At 73.9% G+C, this 19,536-nt stretch carries 18 protein-coding genes and 1 pseudogene; 7 read left to right on the top strand and 12 right to left on the bottom strand.

The window, feature by feature from the left end; all coding sequences use genetic code 11:
• Window positions 1-13: 13 nt before the first annotated feature.
• From IF30_RS44880 to proC, 5 genes are all read right to left on the bottom strand, one after another.
• Window positions 14-112 (bottom strand): 30S ribosomal protein bS22, encoded by a 99-nt coding sequence (locus tag IF30_RS44880; RefSeq protein ID WP_003948845.1) that lies wholly within the window; start codon window positions 110-112, stop codon window positions 14-16.
• Between the two features lie 190 nt (window positions 113-302).
• A complete protein-coding gene (locus IF30_RS0104115; protein ID WP_045699258.1) occupies window positions 303-512 on the bottom strand; it encodes a helix-turn-helix domain-containing protein in 210 nt (69 codons plus the stop codon).
• A 224-nt stretch (window positions 513-736) separates the two neighbouring features.
• Entirely contained in the window at window positions 737-1,933 is a 1,197-nt protein-coding gene (locus IF30_RS0104110) for an acetoin utilization protein AcuC (RefSeq protein WP_051709185.1), read from the bottom strand.
• A gap of 147 nt (window positions 1,934-2,080) precedes the next feature.
• Complete coding sequence (locus IF30_RS0104105) at window positions 2,081-3,304, bottom strand: MFS transporter (protein WP_030232059.1); 1,224 nt, start codon at window positions 3,302-3,304, stop codon at window positions 2,081-2,083.
• Window positions 3,305-3,430: 126 nt separating this feature from the next.
• Window positions 3,431-4,258 (bottom strand): pyrroline-5-carboxylate reductase, encoded by an 828-nt coding sequence (gene proC, locus IF30_RS0104100; protein ID WP_030232056.1) that lies wholly within the window; start codon window positions 4,256-4,258, stop codon window positions 3,431-3,433.
• A gap of 187 nt (window positions 4,259-4,445) precedes the next feature.
• On the opposite strand from proC, the gene IF30_RS0104095 reads away from it, so the two are divergent.
• Complete coding sequence (locus IF30_RS0104095; RefSeq protein ID WP_158834734.1) at window positions 4,446-4,895, top strand: hypothetical protein; 450 nt, start codon at window positions 4,446-4,448, stop codon at window positions 4,893-4,895.
• Window positions 4,896-5,018: 123 nt separating this feature from the next.
• The gene (locus IF30_RS47510; protein WP_037898950.1) at window positions 5,019-6,380 is read left to right on the top strand and encodes a hypothetical protein; all 1,362 of its coding nucleotides are present in this window, start codon (window positions 5,019-5,021) and stop codon (window positions 6,378-6,380) included.
• A gap of 4 nt (window positions 6,381-6,384) precedes the next feature.
• On the opposite strand, the gene IF30_RS0104085 is transcribed toward IF30_RS47510, so the two are convergent.
• From IF30_RS0104085 to IF30_RS0104065, 5 genes are all read right to left on the bottom strand, one after another.
• Entirely contained in the window at window positions 6,385-6,927 is a 543-nt protein-coding gene (locus IF30_RS0104085; RefSeq protein WP_030232048.1) for a hypothetical protein, read from the bottom strand.
• An 80-nt stretch (window positions 6,928-7,007) separates the two neighbouring features.
• On the bottom strand, window positions 7,008-8,852 hold the full coding sequence (gene ilvD / locus IF30_RS0104080) for a dihydroxy-acid dehydratase (protein WP_030232045.1): 1,845 nt from the start codon (window positions 8,850-8,852) through the stop codon (window positions 7,008-7,010).
• A gap of 205 nt (window positions 8,853-9,057) precedes the next feature.
• Window positions 9,058-9,828 (bottom strand): class I SAM-dependent methyltransferase, encoded by a 771-nt coding sequence (locus tag IF30_RS0104075; RefSeq protein ID WP_030232042.1) that lies wholly within the window; start codon window positions 9,826-9,828, stop codon window positions 9,058-9,060.
• Window positions 9,829-9,896: 68 nt separating this feature from the next.
• Entirely contained in the window at window positions 9,897-10,700 is an 804-nt protein-coding gene (locus tag IF30_RS0104070; protein WP_030232039.1) for a sugar phosphate isomerase/epimerase family protein, read from the bottom strand.
• Between the two features lie 643 nt (window positions 10,701-11,343).
• A complete protein-coding gene (locus tag IF30_RS0104065) occupies window positions 11,344-12,306 on the bottom strand; it encodes a Ppx/GppA phosphatase family protein (protein WP_030232037.1) in 963 nt (320 codons plus the stop codon).
• A gap of 153 nt (window positions 12,307-12,459) precedes the next feature.
• On the opposite strand from IF30_RS0104065, the gene IF30_RS0104060 reads away from it, so the two are divergent.
• Window positions 12,460-13,386 carry a hypothetical protein gene (locus IF30_RS0104060; RefSeq protein WP_078891117.1) on the top strand — a complete coding sequence of 309 codons (927 nt, stop codon included), beginning with the start codon at window positions 12,460-12,462 and terminating at the stop codon, window positions 13,384-13,386.
• Window positions 13,387-13,447: 61 nt separating this feature from the next.
• Here the strand turns inward: IF30_RS0104060 and IF30_RS0104055 are convergent, their stop codons facing one another.
• Entirely contained in the window at window positions 13,448-14,617 is a 1,170-nt protein-coding gene (locus IF30_RS0104055; protein WP_030232031.1) for an NADH-quinone oxidoreductase subunit D, read from the bottom strand.
• Entirely contained in the window at window positions 14,614-15,678 is a 1,065-nt protein-coding gene (locus IF30_RS0104050; RefSeq protein ID WP_030232029.1) for an SAM-dependent methyltransferase, read from the bottom strand. The genes IF30_RS0104055 and IF30_RS0104050 overlap by 4 nt, the downstream gene beginning before the upstream one ends.
• A 165-nt stretch (window positions 15,679-15,843) precedes the next feature.
• Here IF30_RS0104050 and IF30_RS40955 point away from each other — a divergent pair.
• The 4 genes and pseudogenes from IF30_RS40955 (at window position 15,844) to panC (ending at window position 19,404) form a co-directional block, all read left to right on the top strand.
• Window positions 15,844-16,712: pseudogene (locus IF30_RS40955) on the top strand (sensor histidine kinase).
• A 34-nt stretch (window positions 16,713-16,746) separates the two neighbouring features.
• Complete coding sequence (locus IF30_RS0104040; RefSeq protein ID WP_030232026.1) at window positions 16,747-17,436, top strand: response regulator; 690 nt, start codon at window positions 16,747-16,749, stop codon at window positions 17,434-17,436.
• A 210-nt stretch (window positions 17,437-17,646) separates the two neighbouring features.
• Window positions 17,647-18,498 carry a Rossmann-like and DUF2520 domain-containing protein gene (locus IF30_RS0104035; RefSeq protein ID WP_051709259.1) on the top strand — a complete coding sequence of 284 codons (852 nt, stop codon included), beginning with the start codon at window positions 17,647-17,649 and terminating at the stop codon, window positions 18,496-18,498.
• Window positions 18,499-19,404 carry a pantoate--beta-alanine ligase gene (panC, locus tag IF30_RS0104030; RefSeq protein ID WP_030232020.1) on the top strand — a complete coding sequence of 302 codons (906 nt, stop codon included), beginning with the start codon at window positions 18,499-18,501 and terminating at the stop codon, window positions 19,402-19,404.
• Window positions 19,405-19,536 lie beyond the last annotated feature (132 nt).

Genomic DNA, 19,536 nt, shown 5'->3' with positions numbered 1-19,536 from the left:
CGGCCGGGGACGCTTACTTCTTGTTGCGACGCTGGACGCGGGTCCGCTTCAGAAGCTTGCGGTGCTTCTTCTTGGCCATACGCTTGCGACGCTTCTTGATGACAGAGCCCACGGAACAACCCTCGCTCACTGAGACTCTCGTCCGTGAGAGACGGAGTCCATACGACTGACGTGGGGGCCTAGCCTACCGTCCGCACGGCCGGGGCCGTAATCGCGCTCCGGGCGACCGGGAAACTCCGGGGAAATCCGGGGCGAACGGGGCCCGGTCCACGGCTGCGGACCGGGCCCCGCCGACCCTGGTGCTACGCGCTCTCGAGCCGCACGTACGACTCCTTGAGGTACTCGTGCACCGCCTGCTGGGGCACCCGGAAGGACCGTCCGACCCGGATGGCCGGCAGCTCTCCGCTGTGCACCAGGCGGTACACCGTCATCTTGGACACCCGCATGACCGCAGCGACCTCCGCCACGGTCAGGAAGACGACTTCCTGCAGGGGACGCTCCACGGAACTCATGACCATCACCCGACCCTTACCCGTGTGCAAGGCACCGGCTTCCCCTCCGGTGACTCCACCGGCACACGTGTATCCCCAGAGTAGTTATGGGTGGTACCAGTGGGAAGAGGGGAAGTGCAGTCCTCGTACGGTGAGAGATAGGACTGTTGCAGTACGTAGCCGCTCCGCCGATCGCACCGGTCGACGTACGCACCGCCCGGCGGGCCCCGGGCGGGGCGGCGGGATCAGGCCAGCAGGCCGTGGTGGGGGAACACCGCACGGCGGCCGGCGAGGATGGCCTGATCGAGCCGGTCGGCCGGATCGTAACCCGCGTCGAAGTCGCGCCAGGCCGGGCGGGCGCCGTCGGTCATCCGCAGCGGGGCCGGGCGGCGGGTGCGGCGGTAGACCTCGGCGCGCCAGGACTCGGGGGTCTCGGTGGCCGGGTCGACGGGCCGCCCCGCGGCGGTGGCGACCAGGTGCGTCCAGCTGCGGGGGACGACGTCCACCACGGCGTAGCCGCCCCCGCCGGTGGCCACCCAGCGGCCGTCGGCGTGCCGGTGGGCCAGCTCGTGCAGTTCCTCGGCGATCAGCCGCTGGGCGTCCAGGGTGACGGCGAGGTGGGCGAGCGGGTCCTCCAGGTGGGTGTCGGCGCCGTGCTGGGTGACGAGGACCTGTGGCCGGAAGGCGTCCAGCAGGTCGGGCACCAGGGCGTGGAAGGCGCGCAGCCACCCGGCGTCGCCGGTACCGGCCGGCAGCGGCAGGTTGGCGGCGGAGCCGGGGGCGTCCGGGCCGCCGGTCTCCGTCGGCCAGCCGGTCTGCGGGAAGAGCGTGGCGGGGTGCTCGTGCAGGGAGACCGTGAGCACCCGGGGGTCGTTCCAGAAGGCCTCCTGGACGCCGTCGCCGTGGTGGACGTCCACGTCGACGTAGGCGACCCGCTCGGCGCCGAGTTCGAGCAGCCGGGCGATGGCCAGTGCCGGGTCGTTGTAGACGCAGAAGCCGGAGGCCTTGCCGGGCATCGCGTGGTGCAGGCCCCCGGCGAAGTTGACGGCGTGCGGGGTCTCGCCGCGCCACACCGCCTCGGCGGCGGCCACGGACTGCCCGGCGATCAGCGCCGAGGCCGAATGGATGGCGGGGAACGACCAGTTGTCGTCGGTGCCGAGGCCGTGCCGGGGGTCGCTCCGCTCGGGGTGGGCGGCGGCGTGCTTGACCGCTTCGACGTACTCCCGGGTGTGCACCAGCCGGAGGGTGGACTCGCCGGCGGGCGGCGCGGAGCGGACGGTCACCCCGGGGCCGCCGTTCAGTCCGAGGGCCTCGACCAGGCGCATGGTGAGGGCCAGCCGGGTCGGATCCATCGGGTGGCCGGGGCCGAAGTCGTAGGCGGTGACGGCCTCGTCCCAGAAGAGGTGCAGGCCGCAGGGGGTGTCACGCTCGGCTTCGGGCATGGCCTCCACCGTAGCGGGTGGCGGCGGCCGGGCGGCCGCCAGGGCACGTGGGGGGCATGTCCGGGCGGCGGCACGGCAGTCCGCACCCGGTGGCCCCCGCGTCCTGCCTCTCCTACGGGTTCGGCCGGGTGGGGGACCCGGCCGGCGTCACGCGGCGACGGGGGCCGGCACCGGCGCCGGGGCGAAGCGGTCGGCCAGCGGCACGACGGCGAGCACCAGCAGCATCGGGGCGAGCAGCGCCCAGCGGTACGAACTCGCGTCGGCGATCGCCCCGACCAGTGGCGAACCGACCAGGAAACCCACGTAGTTGAAAAGGTTGAGCCGGGCCACCGCGGCGTCCGAGTCGGCCGGGAAGAGCCGGCCGCCCGCCGCGAACACCTGCGGGATGATCGCGCAGATGCCGAAGCCCAGCACGGTGAACCCGGCGATGCCCGCCCAGGCGGCCGGTGCGACGGCGGCCGCCCCGAAGCCGAACGCGGCCAGCGCGGCACCGCCGCGGACCACCGGGACGGCGCCGAAGCGCTGCACCGCGCGGTCGCCCAGGGTGCGGCCGAGCAGCATCGCGACCATGTAGCCGAGGTAGGAGAGCTTGGCGAGGTCCGCACGGCTGCCCAGCCCGTCGGTGAGGTACTTGACGCTGTAGTTGGAGACCGAGGCGTCCGCGATGTACGCGAAGGCCATCGCCAGGCAGAGCGGCAGCAGCGGCCGCCACGGCACGGACCGGGCGGCGGCTTCGGCGGCCTCCCGGACGGCGTCGCCGGGTCCGGCCGGGCCGGCGGCGGGAGTCCGGTCGGCCGGAGGCTGGGGGAGGCTGCCGGTCACCACCGCGAGCGGGGCGACGACCGCGGCGGCCGCGCCGAACAGCGCCGGCAGCCCGAGGCCGTAGTGCGACCCGAGGCCCGCCAGGGCCGCGCCGACGATGCCGCCGAGGCTGAACGCGGCATGGAAACCCAGCATGATCGAGCGGCCGTAGCGGTGCTGCAGGCTCACCCCGAGCATGTTCATGCTGGCGTCCAGCGCCCCCACGAGCAGTCCGAACGAGCCCAGTGCCAGGGCGAGTTGCCACAGCCCGTCACCGAACCCGACCGCCGCCAGGATCAGGCAGACGGCAGGCTGGACGACCCGCAGCACGGCCCGGGCACCGGTGCGCTTCACCACCTGCTCGGAGGTGATCGAGCCGACCCCGGCCAGGATCGGCACCGCGGCCAGGAACACCGGCAGCAGCCCGTCGCTCAGCCCGTACCGGTGCTGGATCTCCGGGATGCAGGTGACCAGCAGCGCGAAGACGGTGCCCTGGAGCAGGAAGCCGCCCGCGAGCGCGGCCCGCCCCACGCGCAGGCCGGGCGGGATCGCGGACGGCACGGCACTCATACGGACCTCCACAGGGCCTCCGGGCGACCTCGCTACCAGCCGGTAGGGCGAGGTTGGCGAGAGCGTAGGCGGTGTGCCGCGATTGCGGGAGGGGTCGCGCAGGGACTTCTGCCGGGCCGCCCCGGGCTACCTGCCGCCGGAGGCCAGCTCCCGGGAGCGGTCCCGGGCCGCCTCCAGAGCGCCCAGCAGCGCGGCGCGCACCCCGTGGTTCTCCAGCTCGCGGATGGCGGCGATGGTGGTGCCGGCCGGCGAGGTCACCGCCTCGCGCAGCTTCACCGGGTGCTCGCCCGAGTCGCGCAGCATCACCGACGCCCCGATCGCGGACTGCACGATCAGGTCGTGCGCCACCTGCCGGGGCAGGCCGAGCAGGATGCCGGCATCGGTCATCGCCTCGACCAGGAAGTAGAAGTAGGCCGGGCCGGAGCCGGACAGCGCGGTGGCCGCGTCCTGCTGGGACTCGGGCAGCCGCAGCGCCTTGCCGACCGAGCTGAAGATCTCCTCGGCGCGCACCAGGTGCTCCTCCGAGGCGTACGAGCCGGCCGAGATGACGCTCATCCCCTCGTCCACCAGGACCGGCGTGTTGGGCATCACCCGGACCACCGGGGTGCCGGCCGCCAGCCGCTCCTCGAACCACGAGGTGGGCACGCCCGCCGCCGCCGAGATCACCAGCCGGTCCGCGCCGACGTGCGGGGCCAGCTCCTCCAGCAGGGTGCCCATGTCCTGCGGCTTCACCGCGAGGATCAGGGTGTCCGCCAGCTTGGCGGCCTCGGCGTTGGAGACGGCCACCACGCCGTAGCGGGCGGCGAGTTCGACGGCGCGCTCGGGGCGGCGGGCGGTCACCAGGACGTCCGCCGGGTCCTTTCCGGCCCGCAGCAGGCCGGAGAGCAGGGCCTCGCCGATCTTGCCGGTGCCCAGGAAGGCGATCTTCTGTCCGTGTGCTGCGCTGCTGCCCATCGTCCGCTCCTTGCCTCGGTACTGCGGCCATCCTCGCACCGCGCGACGAGGCCCGCCGGGACCGTCCGGTCCGCGGGCGCCCGCGTCACCCCGGGCGCCCCACCGGGCCTGTCCCCGACGGGCCCTAGGGAGGAAACCAGGGGATTCCCCTATGGCCACCCGACTCGGGCGGGCGCACCGTTGAGCCATGGCACACGACGAAATGACCCGACGTGAGAACCGACAACTCGCCGTCGCCGCAGCGACCGTGGGCCCGTGGCGGACCGCCGCGGGGGTCGGTGCGGTGGTGGGGGCGACCGCCCTGGGGATCGAAGCGATCTCCGGGAGCTGGTCGTTGGGCATGCTGGCCGGACCGGCCGGCTGGGCCCTGTTCTTCTTCTTCCTGGTCGGCACCGTCGGCGGGCAACTGCGCCGCGACACCGCCGACCGGCGGCTGAGCCGCTGGGCGAACGACCACCCGTGGCGGTCGGCGCTCCCGGCCGCCGGCGGGCTGCTGGTGCTCGACACCGTGGCACAGCTGTTCCTCGGCGACGCCGGCCTGTTCGGCGCCTTCTTCCTCTCCCTGCTGCCGGCGGGCCTGCTGCTGGCGATCGCCGGGGTGGTGGGGTCCGTCAAGCAGGCCCGGCGCAAGGGCTGAGCAGGCCGGACACCGGCACGGCTCCAGGCGAAACGGGGTGAATCACCACCCGGCACACACCGGTTCACCACCTGGTGCGCCCCCGATCGACGCATGGTCACACCCCGTCGTCATACTGGCGCGATGCCGATAGCCGAAGATCCGGAACCGCGCCCCGCCCGGGGCGACGAGCCGGGCGGGTCCGACCCGTCCGGGACGGGCTCCAGGGACCCGTTCGCCGACCTCGTCCTGGACGAGGAGTTCATCCGCAACGCCGCCGTCAAGGAGCAGAGCGGACGCACCCGCATGCTCTCCGCCCGGTGGAAGCACACCCCGCCGGTCGACCCGGGCGGCCGCCGCTCGGTCAACGACGGCCCCACGCCCAAACGGCGCTTCGGCCGCAAGCCGAAGCCCCAGGCGGTCGACCCCTGGGGCAACCCGCGCCCGCGCCGCCGCCCGCAGTGGCGCACGCCCCTCTACGTCGTGCTGACCGTCACCGTCCTGCTCGCCGCACTGAACATCGGCGGGCTGCGCAACTGGTACGCGGACCACAACGGCGGCTCCTCGTCGGCCCACGCCCCCGTGCCGACCGTCGCCCCCGAGACGGCCAAGCCGACCACCGCACCGCCGAAGGTCGACGAACAGCAGCCGACCGTCGACCACCCCTGGGCGGGCTCCCCCGCCGAGGGCTGGCCGAACGGCGCCGACGCCTTCGTCGTCCCCGAGGCCCAGGCCACCGGCGTGTTCTCCACCGAACAGGTGGCCGCCCAGCTGCAGTCCGTCAAGGACTACCTGGTCGCCGCCAACCTCGATCCGAACGTGATCGCGGGCGGGCGGCCGGACGCCGCCCTGGCGATGCTGGAACGGCAGGACCAGGACGGGGCGAGGGCCGCGCTGGAGCACCCGTCCAAGGAGACCGACCCGACCGACTGGTTCAGCCGGTTCGACCCCCGCGACGCGATCCCGGTGGGCGACACCGTCAAGGTCCAGGGCCGGATGACCTACGAAGGCGACGGGGACAAGGGCGTCCTGATCCACACCGACTTCAGCTACGTGTACGCGCTGCGCCCCGGCCCCGAGGCCGCCAAGCGCGCCGGGTCGCCCCAGCCGACGACCGGCGCCCCGCAGCCGGCGAAGCCCACGACGCCGGCCCCGCCGCAGGGCGGCACCGCCAAGCCGGTGGGCCTGGTCGTGCGGGCGGCCGACGTGGCCGGGGACACCTGGACCACCCGCACGATCGTGCGCCGGGTGGACACCTTCCGCTTCTACGACCCGGGCCGCTACCGGGTCCAGCCGAAGAAGATCGTGTACGCCAAGAGCCAGACCGACCCGGCCAACTCGGCCTGCAACGTCTACGACGGCTTCTTCCACCCGCAGTTCGACCAGTTCGCCGCGCTGCAGCCGGACAACCCCGACTCCCGGCCGACCGGCCCGGCGGTCGACCCGTACGACCGCAGCAAGGACGTCCAGCAGGCCGAGGGGTGCGGCACCATCAGCCGCGACTGACCGGTCAGCGCTTGCGCTTGGTCCGGCCCGGCGCCTTGGCGGCGGGCCGGCCGCTGCGGCTCGCCCGCCGCTTCTCATACTGGGCGACGGCGCGCTCGTAGGAGGCCCGGTGGAGCGCCTCGCCGGGGGCCTCCACCAGGCTGCGGGCGAAGTAGGCGAGCAGGGAGCCCGCGCCGCCGATCAACCAGACCGCGCCGAGCGACTTGTCCTCGGCCATCCAGCCGGTCAGCCGGTCCTTGCCCTCGGTGAGCACCTTCCAGGTGCGCCGGACGGACATCATCGAGCAGACCGCGATGGCGGCGGTCAGCAGCGCGTTGAGGAAGGTGCCGTTGTCGGACAGGGCGATGCCCTCGACGCCGAAGCGCAGCACCAGCACCACGGCGACGGCCGCGACCAGGGAGCCGGCCGACACGGCGACCCGGCGCAGCCAGTAGCCGTCGTCCCGGTTCAGCCAGCTGGTGCCGAACCAGCGGATCGGCTCCGGCTCGGGGGCGCCGGCAGGCATGGGGGCCGGGGCGGGGGCGGGGGTGGGGGGCTGCTCGCTCACGCCGTCGATTATCACCCGGCCGCCGCACGTGCCGGAGGAGCCGTCCCGCGCCGGGGCGGCTCCTCCGTCGTCCACCGCTCTCAGCCGAGCTTGGCCACGTCGCGGACGGCGCCCTTGTCGGCGGAGGTCGCCATCGCGGCGTAGGCGCGCAGGGCCTGGCTGACCTGGCGGTCGCGGTTCTTCGGGCGGTAGCCGCCCGAGGCCTCCAGGGCGCGGCGGCGCTCGGCGAGGACCTCGTCCGGGACCTCCAGGGAGATCGTCCGGCCGGGGATGTCGATGGCGATGGTGTCGCCGTCCTCGACCAGCGCGATGGTGCCGCCGGAGGCCGCCTCCGGGGAGGCGTGGCCGATGGACAGGCCCGAGGTGCCGCCGGAGAAGCGGCCGTCGGTGACCAGGGCGCAGGCCTTGCCGAGGCCGCGGCCCTTGAGGAAGGAGGTCGGGTAGAGCATCTCCTGCATGCCCGGGCCGCCCTTGGGGCCCTCGTAGCGGATGACGACGACGTCGCCCTCCTTGACCCGCTTGGCGAGGATCGCCTCGACGGCGTCCTCCTGGGACTCGACCACGACGGCCGGGCCGCTGAACGTCCAGATCGACTCGTCCACGCCGGCGGTCTTCACGATGCAGCCGTCCTCGGCGAGGTTCCCGTACAGCACGGCCAGGCCGCCCTCGACGGAGTAGGCGTGCTCGACGCTGCGGATGCAGCCCCCGGCCGCGTCGGTGTCCAGCGACTCCCAGCGCTCGGACTGCGAGAAGGCCTCGGCGGAACGGACGCAGCCCGGGGCGGCGTGCCACAGCTCGACGGCCTCCGCGGACGGCGAGCCGCCGCGCACGTCCCAGGTCTTCAGCCACTCGGCGAGCGAGTCGGAGTGCACGGTGTGGACGTCCTCGTTGAGCAGCCCGCCGCGGTACAACTCGCCGAGGATCGCCGGGATGCCGCCGGCCCGGTGGACGTCCTCCATGTAGTAGGAGCCGTTGGGCGCGACCTTGGACAGGCAGGGCACCTTGCGCGAGATCGCGTCGATGGCCCGCTGGTCGAAGTCCAGCTCGGCCTCCTGGGCGGCGGCGAGCAGGTGCAGGATCGTGTTGGTCGAGCCGCCCATGGCGATGTCCAGGGCCATGGCGTTCTCGAAGGCGGCGCGGGTGGCGATCGCGCGCGGCAGGACGGAGGCGTCGTCACCGCCGTAGTGGCGGTTCGTGATCGCGACGACGGTCTCGCCGGCCTTCTCGTACAGCGCCCGGCGCGCGGTGTGGGTGGCGAGCACCGAGCCGTTGCCGGGCAGCGACAGGCCGATGGCCTCGGTGAGGCAGTTCATCGAGTTGGCGGTGAACATCCCGGAGCACGACCCGCAGGTGGGGCAGGCGTTCTCCTCGATGATCGCGATGTCCTCGTCGGAGACGTTCTCGTTGACGGCCTGGGAGATCGCGTCGACCAGGTCCAGCTTGCGCACCGTGCCGTCGACCAGGGTGGCCTTGCCGGCCTCCATCGGGCCGCCGGAGACGAAGACGGTCGGGATGTTCAGGCGCAGCGCGGCCATCAGCATGCCCGGGGTGATCTTGTCGCAGTTGGAGATGCAGATCAGGGCGTCCGCGCAGTGCGCGTTGACCATGTACTCGACCGAGTCGGCGATCAGGTCCCGCGAGGGCAGCGAGTAGAGCATGCCGCCGTGGCCCATCGCGATGCCGTCGTCCACGGCGATGGTGTTGAACTCGCGCGGGATGCCACCCGCCCGCTTGATCGCCTCGGAGACGATCCGGCCGACCGGCTGGAGGTGGGTGTGGCCGGGGACGAACTCGGTGAAGGAGTTGGCGACCGCGATGATCGGCTTGCCGAAGTCCTCGCGGGCTACGCCTGCCGCCCGGAGAAGCGCCCGGGCGCCTGCCATGTTGCGACCGTGGGTGACCGTACGGGACCTCAGCTCGGGCACTGTGCTCCACTCCTTCGGGCTCTCGCCGGCGCCCCGCCGGTGGGAGGGTGCGGGGGCCGCTGTGGCTACCGAGCCTACGCCCGCCGTCCGGCCGACGGACCGGCCGTCCGCGATGCGGTCAGGGCCGGGGGCGCCGGGGCATGGTGTCGAGACAGGGGCGCCGGGACGCCAGGTGCGGGGCGCGGGCTGCGGGCACGGGGCGGGGTCACCCCGGGGCGACGGCCACGGTGAGGTCCAGGCTGAACGGCTCGACCACGGTCCCGTCCGGGAACTCGGCGAGCAGCGCCTCCCGCTCGGCGGCCAGCACCGGCGCCCGCTCCTTCGGGCTGAGCGAGGCCAGGTACGAGCGGGACGTGAGGTCGGTGAGCACGTGGTCGACGGTGACCCGCCGCTCCCAGTGCAGCACCGTCCGTTCGACCGCGAGACCGGCCGGCGCGAAGTGGCTGGTGTGCCCGGTGATCCCGCCGTAGCCGTGGTAGCGGGCGGGCAGGGCGGCGGCCATCCGCTCGGCCCGCGCCCGGACCCACGGGACGGTCTCGTCGTGCACGTTCCACCAGGCCGCGACGGCGCCGCCGGGCCGCAGGACCCGGACCGCCTCCGGGACGGACCGCTCCGGATACGTCCAGTGGAAGGCCTGGGCGTACGTCACCAGGTCCGCCGAGTCGTCGTGGAACGGCAGGTCGTCGCCGCTGCCGCGGACCAGCGGCAGCCCGGGTGAGGAGGCCAGGAACCGGGCGGCCATGCCGTCACTGGGCTCCACGCCGACGACGGCCGCGCCCCGGGCGGCCAGCAGCCGGGTCGCGATGCCGGTGCCGGCACCGACGTCCAGCACCCGGGCGCCCTTCAGGCCGCGGCCCCACAGCCGCTCCAGCGCGTCGAACAGCTCGTCGGGATAGCCGGGGCGGCCCCGCTCGTACTCGGCGGCCACCGCGCCGAAGCTCCCGGCGGCCGCCCGGTAGTTCCGCTGCTCCGTCAACTCTCCCCCTCCGCCATGTCGCCCCCTCCGCAAGGGAGTTCGCCGTTCCGGGACGAGCTCCGCACGGCTCAGCGTACGCGCGAGGGGGTGGCCAGGTGCAAGCGGGTGAAGGCCAGCGCCTCGGCCAGATCGGCCTCGCGTTCGGCGGGGGACGCGGCGCGGCGGGTGTTGACCTCCAGCACCACGTGACCGTCGAAACCGGTACGGGCCAGGTGTTCCAGCAACTCGGCGCACGGCTGCTTGCCACGGCCGGGGATCAGGTGCTCGTCCTTGCCGGAGCCGCTGCCGTCGGCCAGGTGGACGTGGGCTAGCCGCTCGCCCATCCGCTCGACCATGGCGAAGGTGTCGATCCGGGAGGTCGCGACGTGCGACAGGTCGATGGTGAAGTGCCGGTACTCCTCGTCCGTGACGTCCCAACCGGGGGCGTACGCCAGCACCTCGCGGTCCCGGTAGCGCCACGGGTACATGTTCTCGACGGCGAAGCGGACATCGGTCTCGCCCGCCATCCGGTTGATGCCCTCGACGAAGTCCCGGGCGTACTGCCGCTGCCAGCGGAACGGCGGATGGACGACGACCGCGCTCGCGCCCAGCTTCTCCGCCGCCGCCCGGGCCCGGACCAGCTTGGTCCACGGGTCGGTCGTCCACACCCGCTGGGTGATCAGCAGGCAGGGCGCGTGCACCGCCAGGATCGGCAGCTGATGGGCGTCGGAGAGCCGGCGCAGGGCGTCGACGTCCTGGCTGACCGGGTCGTTCCAGACCATCACCTCGACCCCGTCGTAGCCGAGCTTGGCGGCCGACTCGAAGGCGACGGCGGTGCTCGCCGGGTACACCGAGGCGGTGGACAGGACCACCTTCGTGTCGGGAATGTGCAGGGTCGGGTGCCGGGGCAGCACCAGCCGGTCCGTGGTGCGCAGCAGCGGCGGACGGGCGGCGTCCCGGCGGGCGGCCTTGACCGAGCGCACCGACTGGACGGCGGCCTTGGCGGCTCCGGCGGCCCGGGCGGTGCGGGTCTCCTTCGGCGCGGCCTTGGCGGCGGCTTTGCGGGGGGCGCGGCTCCGGGTGGGCTTCTCGGCGGGGTGCCCGCTCCGGTCGGCCGGGTTCTCCGTCGGAGCGGCCGACGGGGTCCGCTTCGTCGAGGGCTTGGCCATGGCGGCGGTCGTAGCCGGGGGCGTTGCCGTCGTGGGCTTCGTCCCGGAGGCCTTCTTCGCGGTGGCCGAGGCCGCCTTGGCCTCCGTGGTCCCGTTGGCCGCTTCGGCCGCTTCGGCCGCTTTGCCGGCCTTGGCCGTTTTGGCCGCCTTGGCTGTTTTCGCAGTCTTGGCTGTTTTCGCAGCCCTGGCCGCCTTGGCCGCCTGCGCGGCGGTGGCGCCCTTGACCGCCTTGCCGAGCCGGCGGCGCGGGCTGTCCGGCCGCGGCTGCCCGTCCCCGGGAGCGCGGCCCTCCCGCGTCCCGTCCTCGCCCGCTGGTTGCACCACGGGAGACAGCGTAAGCGGAGCGCGCGCCGAACGGGACGCCGTCCTACGGGGTGAGCGCCGGACGGCGCCGGTCCGCGGGGCTGTCCATGGTGTCCAGGCGGCGCAGGATGATGCCCTCGCGCAACGCCCAGGGGCAGACGTCCAGCTCCTCCAGGCCGAGCAGGTCCATCGCGGCGTCGGCGACCAGCGCGCCGGCCAGCAGCTGCTTGGCGCGCCCCTCGGACACTCCGGGGATCTGCGCGCGCTCGGCGACCGTCATCGAGGACAGCCGCGGCAGCCAGGCGGCCAGCCCCCGGCGGGTGAGCCGGCGGTCGGCGTACGGGCCGGCGTCGGCCGGGGCGGCGCCGGTCATCCGGGCCAGCTGCTTGAAGGTCTTGGAGGTGGCGACCGCGTGCTGCGGCGGCCCAAGTCGGGCTATCTCGCCGACCACGGTGGCCATCTCGGCGCGGATGTGGCGCCTCAACTCGCGCAGCCCGGCCGGGTCGGCGACGTCGCCGGGCAGCCAGCGGGCGGTCAGCCGGCCGGCACCCAGCGGCAGCGAGCAGGCGACGTCCGGCTGCTCGTCCAGGCCGCAGGCGATCTCCAGCGAGCCGCCGCCGATGTCGAGGTTGAGCAGCCGGCCGGAGGACCAGCCGAACCAGCGGCGGACGGCCAGGAACGTGAGCCGGGCCTCGTCCTGCCCGGACAGCACCCGCAGTTCGACGCCCGTCTCGGCGGCCACCCGCCGCAGCACCTCCTCGCCGTTCGCGGCCTCGCGCACGGCGGACGTCGCGAACGGGAGGATGTCCACGACGCCCTTGTCCTCGGCGACCCGCAGCGACGAGGCGACGTGCCCGACCAGCCGCTCGATGCCTGCCTCGCCTATCGCGCCGTTCTCGTCCAGCAGCTCGGCCAGGCGCAGTTCGGCCTTGTGCGAGTACGCGGGCAGCGGAGCAGCGCCCGGATGGGCGTCCACCACGAGGAAGTGGACCGTGTTGGAACCTACGTCGAGCACACCGAGTCGCATAACGCTCCACGCTACGCGATGCGGGTCCGGGCGAGAGCGGGTGCGGCGGTATTCGCGCTGGTCCGGACCGCTGGGACGCGGCGGCGCGCGCCGGCCCGCTCCTTCCCCGCACCGAGCCCGTCATCGCCCCCGCGAAAGCTCTACCCTTGCCGGGTGGCACCAGCAGAAACGTCCAAGAAGAAGGCCAAGGCGAAGCCCAAGGCCTCCCCCGCCCCCGTCGACCTCGCGATGCCGACCCTGCGCCGCGAGATCCCGCGCGACGAGGTTCCGCTCGACTTCCCGCGCGCCTGGGTCGAGTTCGCCGACCCCGCCGACGAGGAGCAGGTCTTCCGCTGCGACCTCACCTGGCTGACCTCCCGCTGGTCCTGCGTGTTCGGCCAGGGCTGCCACGGCATCCGCGAGGGCCGCGGCGAGTCGGACGGCTGCTGCACGCTGGGCGCGCACTACTCGGACGAGGACGACGAGAAGCGCGTCCTGGGGCACGCGGCGCGGCTGACGCCCGAGCTGTGGGAGAACTTCGCCGAGGGCACCGACGCCAAGGGGCGGATCACGTCCGGCGACGGCACCTCCGGCGGCATCACCATGCTGGACGAGGACGGCGACCGCCAGACCCGCCGGGTCGGGGGCGCCTGCATCTTCGTGAACAGCCCCGGTTTCGCGGGCGGCGCCGGCTGCGCCCTGCACGCGCTGGCCCTCAAGGAGGGCCGGGAGCCGCTGGAGACCAAGCCGGACGTCTGCTGGCAGCTGCCGATCCGTCGCACCTACGACTGGATCGACCGCCCGGACGACAGCCGCTACCTGCAGGTCTCGATCGGCGAGTACGACCGGCGCGGCTGGGGCCCGGGCGGCCACGACCTGCACTGGTGGTGCACCGGAGCCCCGGCGGCACACCAGGGCGCGGAGCCGGTGTACGTCAGCTACCGCCCCGAGCTCACCGAGCTGATGGGCCGGGCGGCCTACGACGTGCTGGCCGGCCTGTGCGAGGAGCGGATCGCCACCAAGGGCGACCGCAGGGTCGCCCCGCACCCGGCGGACCCGGTCAGGAAGGCCGAGCCCGCCAAGAAGCCCAAGGCCAAGTAGCCCGACGAGTGGCGCCCCGGGCAGTCTGCCCGGGGCGCCACTCGTCGGGCTGCTCGTCGGGCTACTTGTCGATGTCGCCGACCACGAAGAACATCGACCCCAGGATCGCCACCATGTCCGCAACCAGCGTGCCCGGCAGCAGTTCGGTCAGCGCCTGGACGTTGTTGAAGGACGCCGAGCGCAGCTTGAGCCGCCACGGCGTCTTGTCGCCGCGCGAGACCAGGTAGTAGCCGTTGATGCCGAGCGGGTTCTCGGTCCACGTGTAGGTGCTGCCCTCGGGTGCCTTGAGCACCTTGGGCAGCCGCTGGTTGACGGGGCCCGCCGGGAGGGTGGCGAGCTTGTCGAGGCAGGCGTCGGCGAGGTCCAGCGAGTTGGCGGTCTGCTCCAGCAGGCATTCGAAGCGGGCGAGGCAGTCGCCTTCGTCGCGGGTGACGACGGTGAGCACCTGCCGCAGTTCCTCGGAGTCGTACGCGAGGTAGGGCTCGTCCCGGCGCAGGTCGAAGTCGAGGCCGCTGGCCCGGGCGATGGGGCCGCTGACGCCGTAGGCCTGGGCCTGGTCCCTGGTGAGGACGCCGACGCCGGCGGTGCGGGCGCGGAAGATCTCGTTGCCGAGGACGAGGTCCTCGAAGACCGGCAGCTGGGAGCGGACGGCGGCGACGGCGGTGCGGACCCGGCCGAGCCAGCCGGCCGGCAGGTCCTCCTTCAGACCGCCGACGCGGTTGAACATGTAGTGCATCCGGCCGCCGGAGGCCTCTTCGAGGACGTGCTGGAGGTCTTCGCGGCTGTTGAAGGCGTGGAAGACGGGGGTGATGCCGCCGAGTTCGAGCGGGTACGAGCCGAGGAACATGAGGTGGTTGAGCACCCGGTTGAGTTCGGCGAGCAGGGTGCGGACCCACACCGCCCGCTCGGGGACCTCCATGCCGAGCATCCGCTCGACGGCGAGGACGACGCCGAGTTCGTTGGAGAAGGCGGAGAGCCAGTCGTGCCGGTTGGCCAGCATGATGATCTGCCGGTAGTCGCGGGCCTCGAACAGCTTCTCCGCGCCCCGGTGCATGTAGCCGATCACCGGCTCGGCGGTGACGATGCGCTCGCCGTCGAGCAGCAGGCGCAGGCGCAGCACGCCGTGCGTGGCCGGGTGCTGCGGGCCGATGTTGAGCACCATGTCGGTGGTGCCCGCCTCGCCGGTGAAGTTCTCGGCTCCCGCCCCGATGCCGACCGTGGTCTCCCTCATGCCCCCAGAGTCTGCCATCCCGGCAGGGGCTCCAAGCTCGCCGGTACCGGCATGCGGACGGTCTGCACCAGCCACCCGAAGCCGCCCAGGCCGCCCGGGTCGGTCAGTTCGGCGCCCTCCCCCGCGCCGCCCAGCGCCCGCAGGTAGCCCGCCGGGTCGGTGGAGGCGAGTGCGAGCGGCGGCCGCCCGCCGCTGACGCCGAGCGCGCGCAGCGCCTCCCGCTGGGTCGTCCACAGGCTGTGGAGACCGGGCACGGCGGCGGAGTCCAGGGCGACGTGCGCGGTGATGTCGCAGGAGCCGTCCGGCAGGGGGGCCACCTCCCGGCCGTCCCGGAAGCCGGTGTGGGTACCGAAGGGCGGGCGCCGCCCGGCCGTGTGCCCGTAGTCGACGGCGACGGCCAGTCCGCGTTCCAGCCCGGTGACGGCCCGCGCCCAGGCCGCGTCCCGGGGGCCGCCGAACTCCACCACCGCCCCGGGTCCGTCGACCGGCCACCAGCGCTCGGCCCAGGCCGCGTCGGCCGCCGAGACCGGTTCGCCGAGGCGCTGCCCGCCGGTCGCGGTGTCCACCTCGACGTAGCGCAGCACCCCGTCGGCGTCGACCTCGCCGGCGTCCAGCGGCACGTTGTCCAGCCACTCGTTGGCGAACAGCAGCCCGGTCAGGCCGCGCGGCAGTTCGTCCGTCCACAGGGCTGTGGACGGCAGTCCGGCGGGACGGTCCGCGATCTCCACGCCGTACGGGCGCAGCCGCGACAGCACGTCACCGCGCCCGGCGCCGCGCGCGCCGCCGGGCAGCCCCCCGGCGGCCTCCCCCGACAGTTCGGCGACCACCCCGGCGAGCAGTTCGCCCCGTCCGGCCCCGACGTCGACCAGGGCCAGCTCCTCCGGACGACCGAGGGCTTCGTCAACCTCCAGCAGCAGCCGGGCCACCGCACGGGCGAACCTCGGGGAGGCGTGCACGGACGTGCGGAAGTGACCGGCGGGACCCTCCGGCCTGCGGTAGAACCCCCGGTCGGGGTCGTACAGGGCCTGTTCCATGGCGGGCGCCCACCGCATCCAAGTCATGGGGCGCGACGCTACCGGGCCGCGGGAGACCCCTTCCAATCGGAGCCGGGGCTTCTCCGACCTACGGAGTAGGACGGATCGCCCTACCGGCGGACCTGGACACGCGGAGCGACTGCCTACGCTGGACACGTGCATCGACTCAACGCCTGGCTCCGCCGTCACCCCATGGTGGTCGACTCCGCCTGGGCGGCGATCGTGCTCGTCATCGGCCTGCTGCCGAACGACAACCTCCCCGACGACGGCTGGCGCTTCTCCGCGGACCTCCTGGTCGCACTGATGCTGCCCGCGCTGATGGTCTTCCGCCGGCGCCACCCCGACGTGACCGTGGCCGCCGCCATCGGCCTCGGCGTCAGCCAGGTGCTCGCCGACGTCGAACCGGGCGGCTCCTCGATCGCCTACCTGGTCTTCGCCTACACCGGCGCCGCCTTCGGCCAGAAGTGGACCTCCCGGCTGGCACTGACCGTCGGCCTGTCCGCCGGGCCGCTGGTGTTCTGGCAGATGCACCCGATGAAGACGGTCGACATCGGCGACGGGCACTACGCCTCCCACCCGTACGGCGCCGGCGAGTCGGCGGCGATCATGCTGCTGATGAGCACGCCGTTCATCCTGTGCTGGGCGTGGGGCCGGCTGACGAGGGTGCGCCGCGCCTACCTGACCGAGCTGGAGGACCGCGCGGCCCGGCTGGAGCGCGAACGGGACGCCCAGGCCAAGGTCGCGGTCGCCGCCGAACGCGCCCGGATCGCCCGCGAACTGCACGACGTCGTCGCCCACAACGTCTCGGTGATGATCGTCCAAGCCGACGGCGCCGCGTACGTCCTCGACAACTCGCCCCAGCAGGCCAAGGAGGCGCTCGGCACGATCGCCTCCACCGGCCGCCAGGCGCTGGTCGAGATGCGCCGCCTGCTCGGCGTGCTCCGCACCTCCGCGGCATGCGCGAGCGGGTCGGCATGGTCAGCGGCAGCCTCGACGTGGGCCCCCGCCCCGGCGGCGGCTTCCGGATCCGCGCCGTCCTCCCGCTCAAGGCGGCCCACTAGCCCCGCCCGCTTCCCCTCTGCCTAGGAGCCCACCTTGACCATCCGCGTGATGCTCGTCGACGACCAGGAACTGCTGCGCACCGGGTTCCGGATGATCCTGCAGTCCCAGGGGGACATCGAGATCGCCGCCGAGGCGGGCGACGGCGCGCAGGCCCTGGAGCTGCTGCGGCACACCGCGGTGGACGTGATCCTGATGGACGTCCGGATGCCCCGCCTGGACGGCGTCCAGGCGACCCGCCGGATCTGCCTGGCCGAGGACGGCAGCCCGCTGCCGGGCGCCCCGCACGTGCTCATCCTCACCACCTTCGACCTGGACGAGTACGCCTTCGCCGCGCTGAAGGCCGGGGCCAGCGGCTTCCTGCTCAAGGACGTCCCGCCGACCGAGCTGGTGGCCGCGATCCGCGCGGTGCACGGCGGGGACGCGGTCGTCGCCCCGACCACCACCCGCCGGATGATCGACCGCTTCGCCGAGGTGCTGCCCACGCCCCACAGCGCGCCCGGCTCGGACGCCCTCGGCCCGCTCACCGAGCGCGAGCGGGAGGTGTTCCTGCTGGTCGCCCAGGGCCTGTCGAACGGCGAGATCGCGGCCCGGCTGGTCCTCTCCGAGGCGACCGTGAAGACCCACGTCGGCCGGATCCTGGCCAAGCTCAACCTGCGCGACCGGGTCCAGGCCGTGGTGCTGGCGTACGAGGCCGGGCTGATCCGGGCCGGGGCCACCGACTAGGGCCACCGGACGGGGGCGCCCGTACACTGGGGCGGTACGTCCGGTACCCGCAGAGGGACCGGAACGGTCATTCAGGACAAGGGTGGATGCGTGGATCCGTCCGACTTCGCCGGCTCCGGCGAGTTCGCCCCGCTCGCCGACGGCCTCGGCGACGCCGCCTTCGGAGACCTCGGCGACCCCGCCGCCCGGCCGGCCCGGCTCGCCGTCGGCGTGGTGGGCACCGGCCGGGTCGGCCCCGCGCTGGGCGCCGCCCTGCAGCTCGCGGGGCACACCGTGGTCGCCGCCTCCGGGGTCTCCGCCACCTCCCGCCGGCGCGCCGAGGCGCTGCTGCCGGGGGTGCGGATCGTCACCCCGCCCCAGGTGCTGGCCGCCGCCGACCTCGTCCTGCTGACCGTTCCCGACGACGCGCTGGCCGACCTGGTCGCCGGGCTGGCCGCCACCGGCGCCGTCCGCCCCGGCCAGCTGGTCGCGCACACCTCCGGCGCGCACGGCGTCGCCGTCCTGGATCCCGCCACCCGGGCCGGGGCGCTGCCGCTGGCCCTCCACCCGGCGATGACCTTCACCGGCACCTCGGTCGACCTGGCCCGGCTGGCCGGCTGCCCGTTCGGCGTGACCGCCCCCGAGGAGCTGCGGCCGGTCGCCGAGGCGCTGGTCGTGGAGATGGGCGGCGAGCCCGAGTGGGTGCCCGAGGAGGTCCGCCCGCTCTACCACACCGCCCTCGCGCACGGCGCGAACCACCTGGTCACCCTGGTCTCCCAGGCGATGGAGCTGCTGCGCACGGCGGGCGTCGCCGAGCCCGGCCGGATGCTCGGCCCGCTGCTGGGCGCCGCCCTGGACAACAGCCTGCGCTCCGGCGACGCGGCGCTCACCGGCCCGGTCGCCCGGGGCGACGCGGGCACCGTGCGGCGCCACTTGGCGCAGCTCAGTACGGTGTCCCCCGACATCCCGGCGGCCTACCGGGCGATGGCCCGGGCCACCGCGCAGCGGGCGCTCGCCAACGGGACGATCGACGAAACGTCGGCGGCGGCGCTGCTGGACGTACTGAACGAGGAGAAGCGCTAGATGGCACGCGGAAAGCAGCCGAGCAAGGCCCAGCGGACCCCGAAGGTCCACCGGGCCGTCGTCACCCGCACCGTGGACGACTTCGAGGCCGCGTTCTGGCCGGACGAGCGGCCGGTGGACAACGCCGTCGTGATGACCATGGGCGCGCTGCACGAGGGCCATGCCGCGCTGATCCGGGCCGCCCGCAAGCAGGTCGGCCCGGAGGGCCGGGTCGCGGTGACGGTCTTCGTCAACCCGCTGCAGTTCGGCCCGGCCGAGGACCTGGACCGCTACCCGCGCACCCTGGACGCGGACGTGAAGCTGGCCGAGGAGAACGGCGCCGACGTGGTCTTCGCGCCGTCCGTCGAGGAGGTCTACCCGAACGGCGAGCCCCAGGTGCGCATGACGGCCGGCCCGATGGGCGAGCGCTTCGAGGGCGCCACCCGCCCCGGCCACTTCGACGGCGTGCTGACGGTGGTCGCCAAGCTGCTGCACATCACCGACCCGGACTTCGCCCTCTTCGGCGAGAAGGACGCCCAGCAGCTGGCGATCATCCAGCGGATGGTCGCCGACCTGGACTTCGACGTCGAGGTCGTCGGCGTGCCGACCGTCCGCGAGGAGGACGGCCTGGCGCTGTCCTCGCGCAACCGCTTCCTCTCGGAGGAGGAGCGGGCGCGGGCCCTCACCCTGTCCAAGGCCCTGTTCGCCGGCCGGGACGCCGCCGCGCAGGGCCCGAAGGCCGTCCGCGAGGCCGCCTCGGCCGTCCTCGCCGCCGCCGAGGACATCACCCCCGACTACCTCGCCCTGATCGACCCGCACGACTTCACCGAGGCGGCGGACGACTTCCAGGGCGAGGCGGTGCTGGCCGTCGCCGCGAAGGTGGGCTCCACCCGCCTGATCGACAACGTCCGCATCATCGTGCGCTGACCGGTTCGCCCGTCCCCGCGCCGGCCCGTGCCGCGCACCGACCAGCGCACCGACCAGCGCACCGATCGCACACAGACCGTCCCACCGATCCGCAGCAGGACCCCCTTCAGGCATGCACTCACAGGAGGCGTG

Source organism: Streptomyces sp. NRRL S-350 (assembly GCF_000719705.1).
Classification (GTDB): Bacteria; Actinomycetota; Actinomycetes; order Streptomycetales; family Streptomycetaceae; genus Kitasatospora.
The sequence above is the reverse complement of the archived record's forward strand: the minus strand, read 5'-3'. Positions and strand labels throughout refer to the sequence as shown.

Bases quoted from the DNA above. Each gene is read 5' to 3' on its own strand.
- IF30_RS0104115 (WP_045699258.1), bottom strand. From the start codon at position 512: ATGAGTTCCGTGGAGCGTCCCCTGCAGGAAGTCGTCTTCCTGACCGTG.
- IF30_RS0104110 (WP_051709185.1), bottom strand. From the start codon at position 1,933: ATGCCCGAAGCCGAGCGTGACACCCCCTGCGGCCTGCACCTCTTCTGG.
- IF30_RS0104105 (WP_030232059.1), bottom strand. From the start codon at position 3,304: ATGAGTGCCGTGCCGTCCGCGATCCCGCCCGGCCTGCGCGTGGGGCGG.
- proC (WP_030232056.1), bottom strand. From the start codon at position 4,258: ATGGGCAGCAGCGCAGCACACGGACAGAAGATCGCCTTCCTGGGCACC.
- IF30_RS0104095 (WP_158834734.1), top strand. From the start codon at position 4,446: ATGGCACACGACGAAATGACCCGACGTGAGAACCGACAACTCGCCGTC.
- IF30_RS47510 (WP_037898950.1), top strand. From the start codon at position 5,019: ATGCCGATAGCCGAAGATCCGGAACCGCGCCCCGCCCGGGGCGACGAG.
- IF30_RS0104065 (WP_030232037.1), bottom strand. From the start codon at position 12,306: ATGCGACTCGGTGTGCTCGACGTAGGTTCCAACACGGTCCACTTCCTC.
- IF30_RS0104055 (WP_030232031.1), bottom strand. From the start codon at position 14,617: ATGAGGGAGACCACGGTCGGCATCGGGGCGGGAGCCGAGAACTTCACC.
- IF30_RS0104050 (WP_030232029.1), bottom strand. From the start codon at position 15,678: ATGACTTGGATGCGGTGGGCGCCCGCCATGGAACAGGCCCTGTACGAC.
- panC (WP_030232020.1), top strand. From the start codon at position 18,499: ATGGCACGCGGAAAGCAGCCGAGCAAGGCCCAGCGGACCCCGAAGGTC.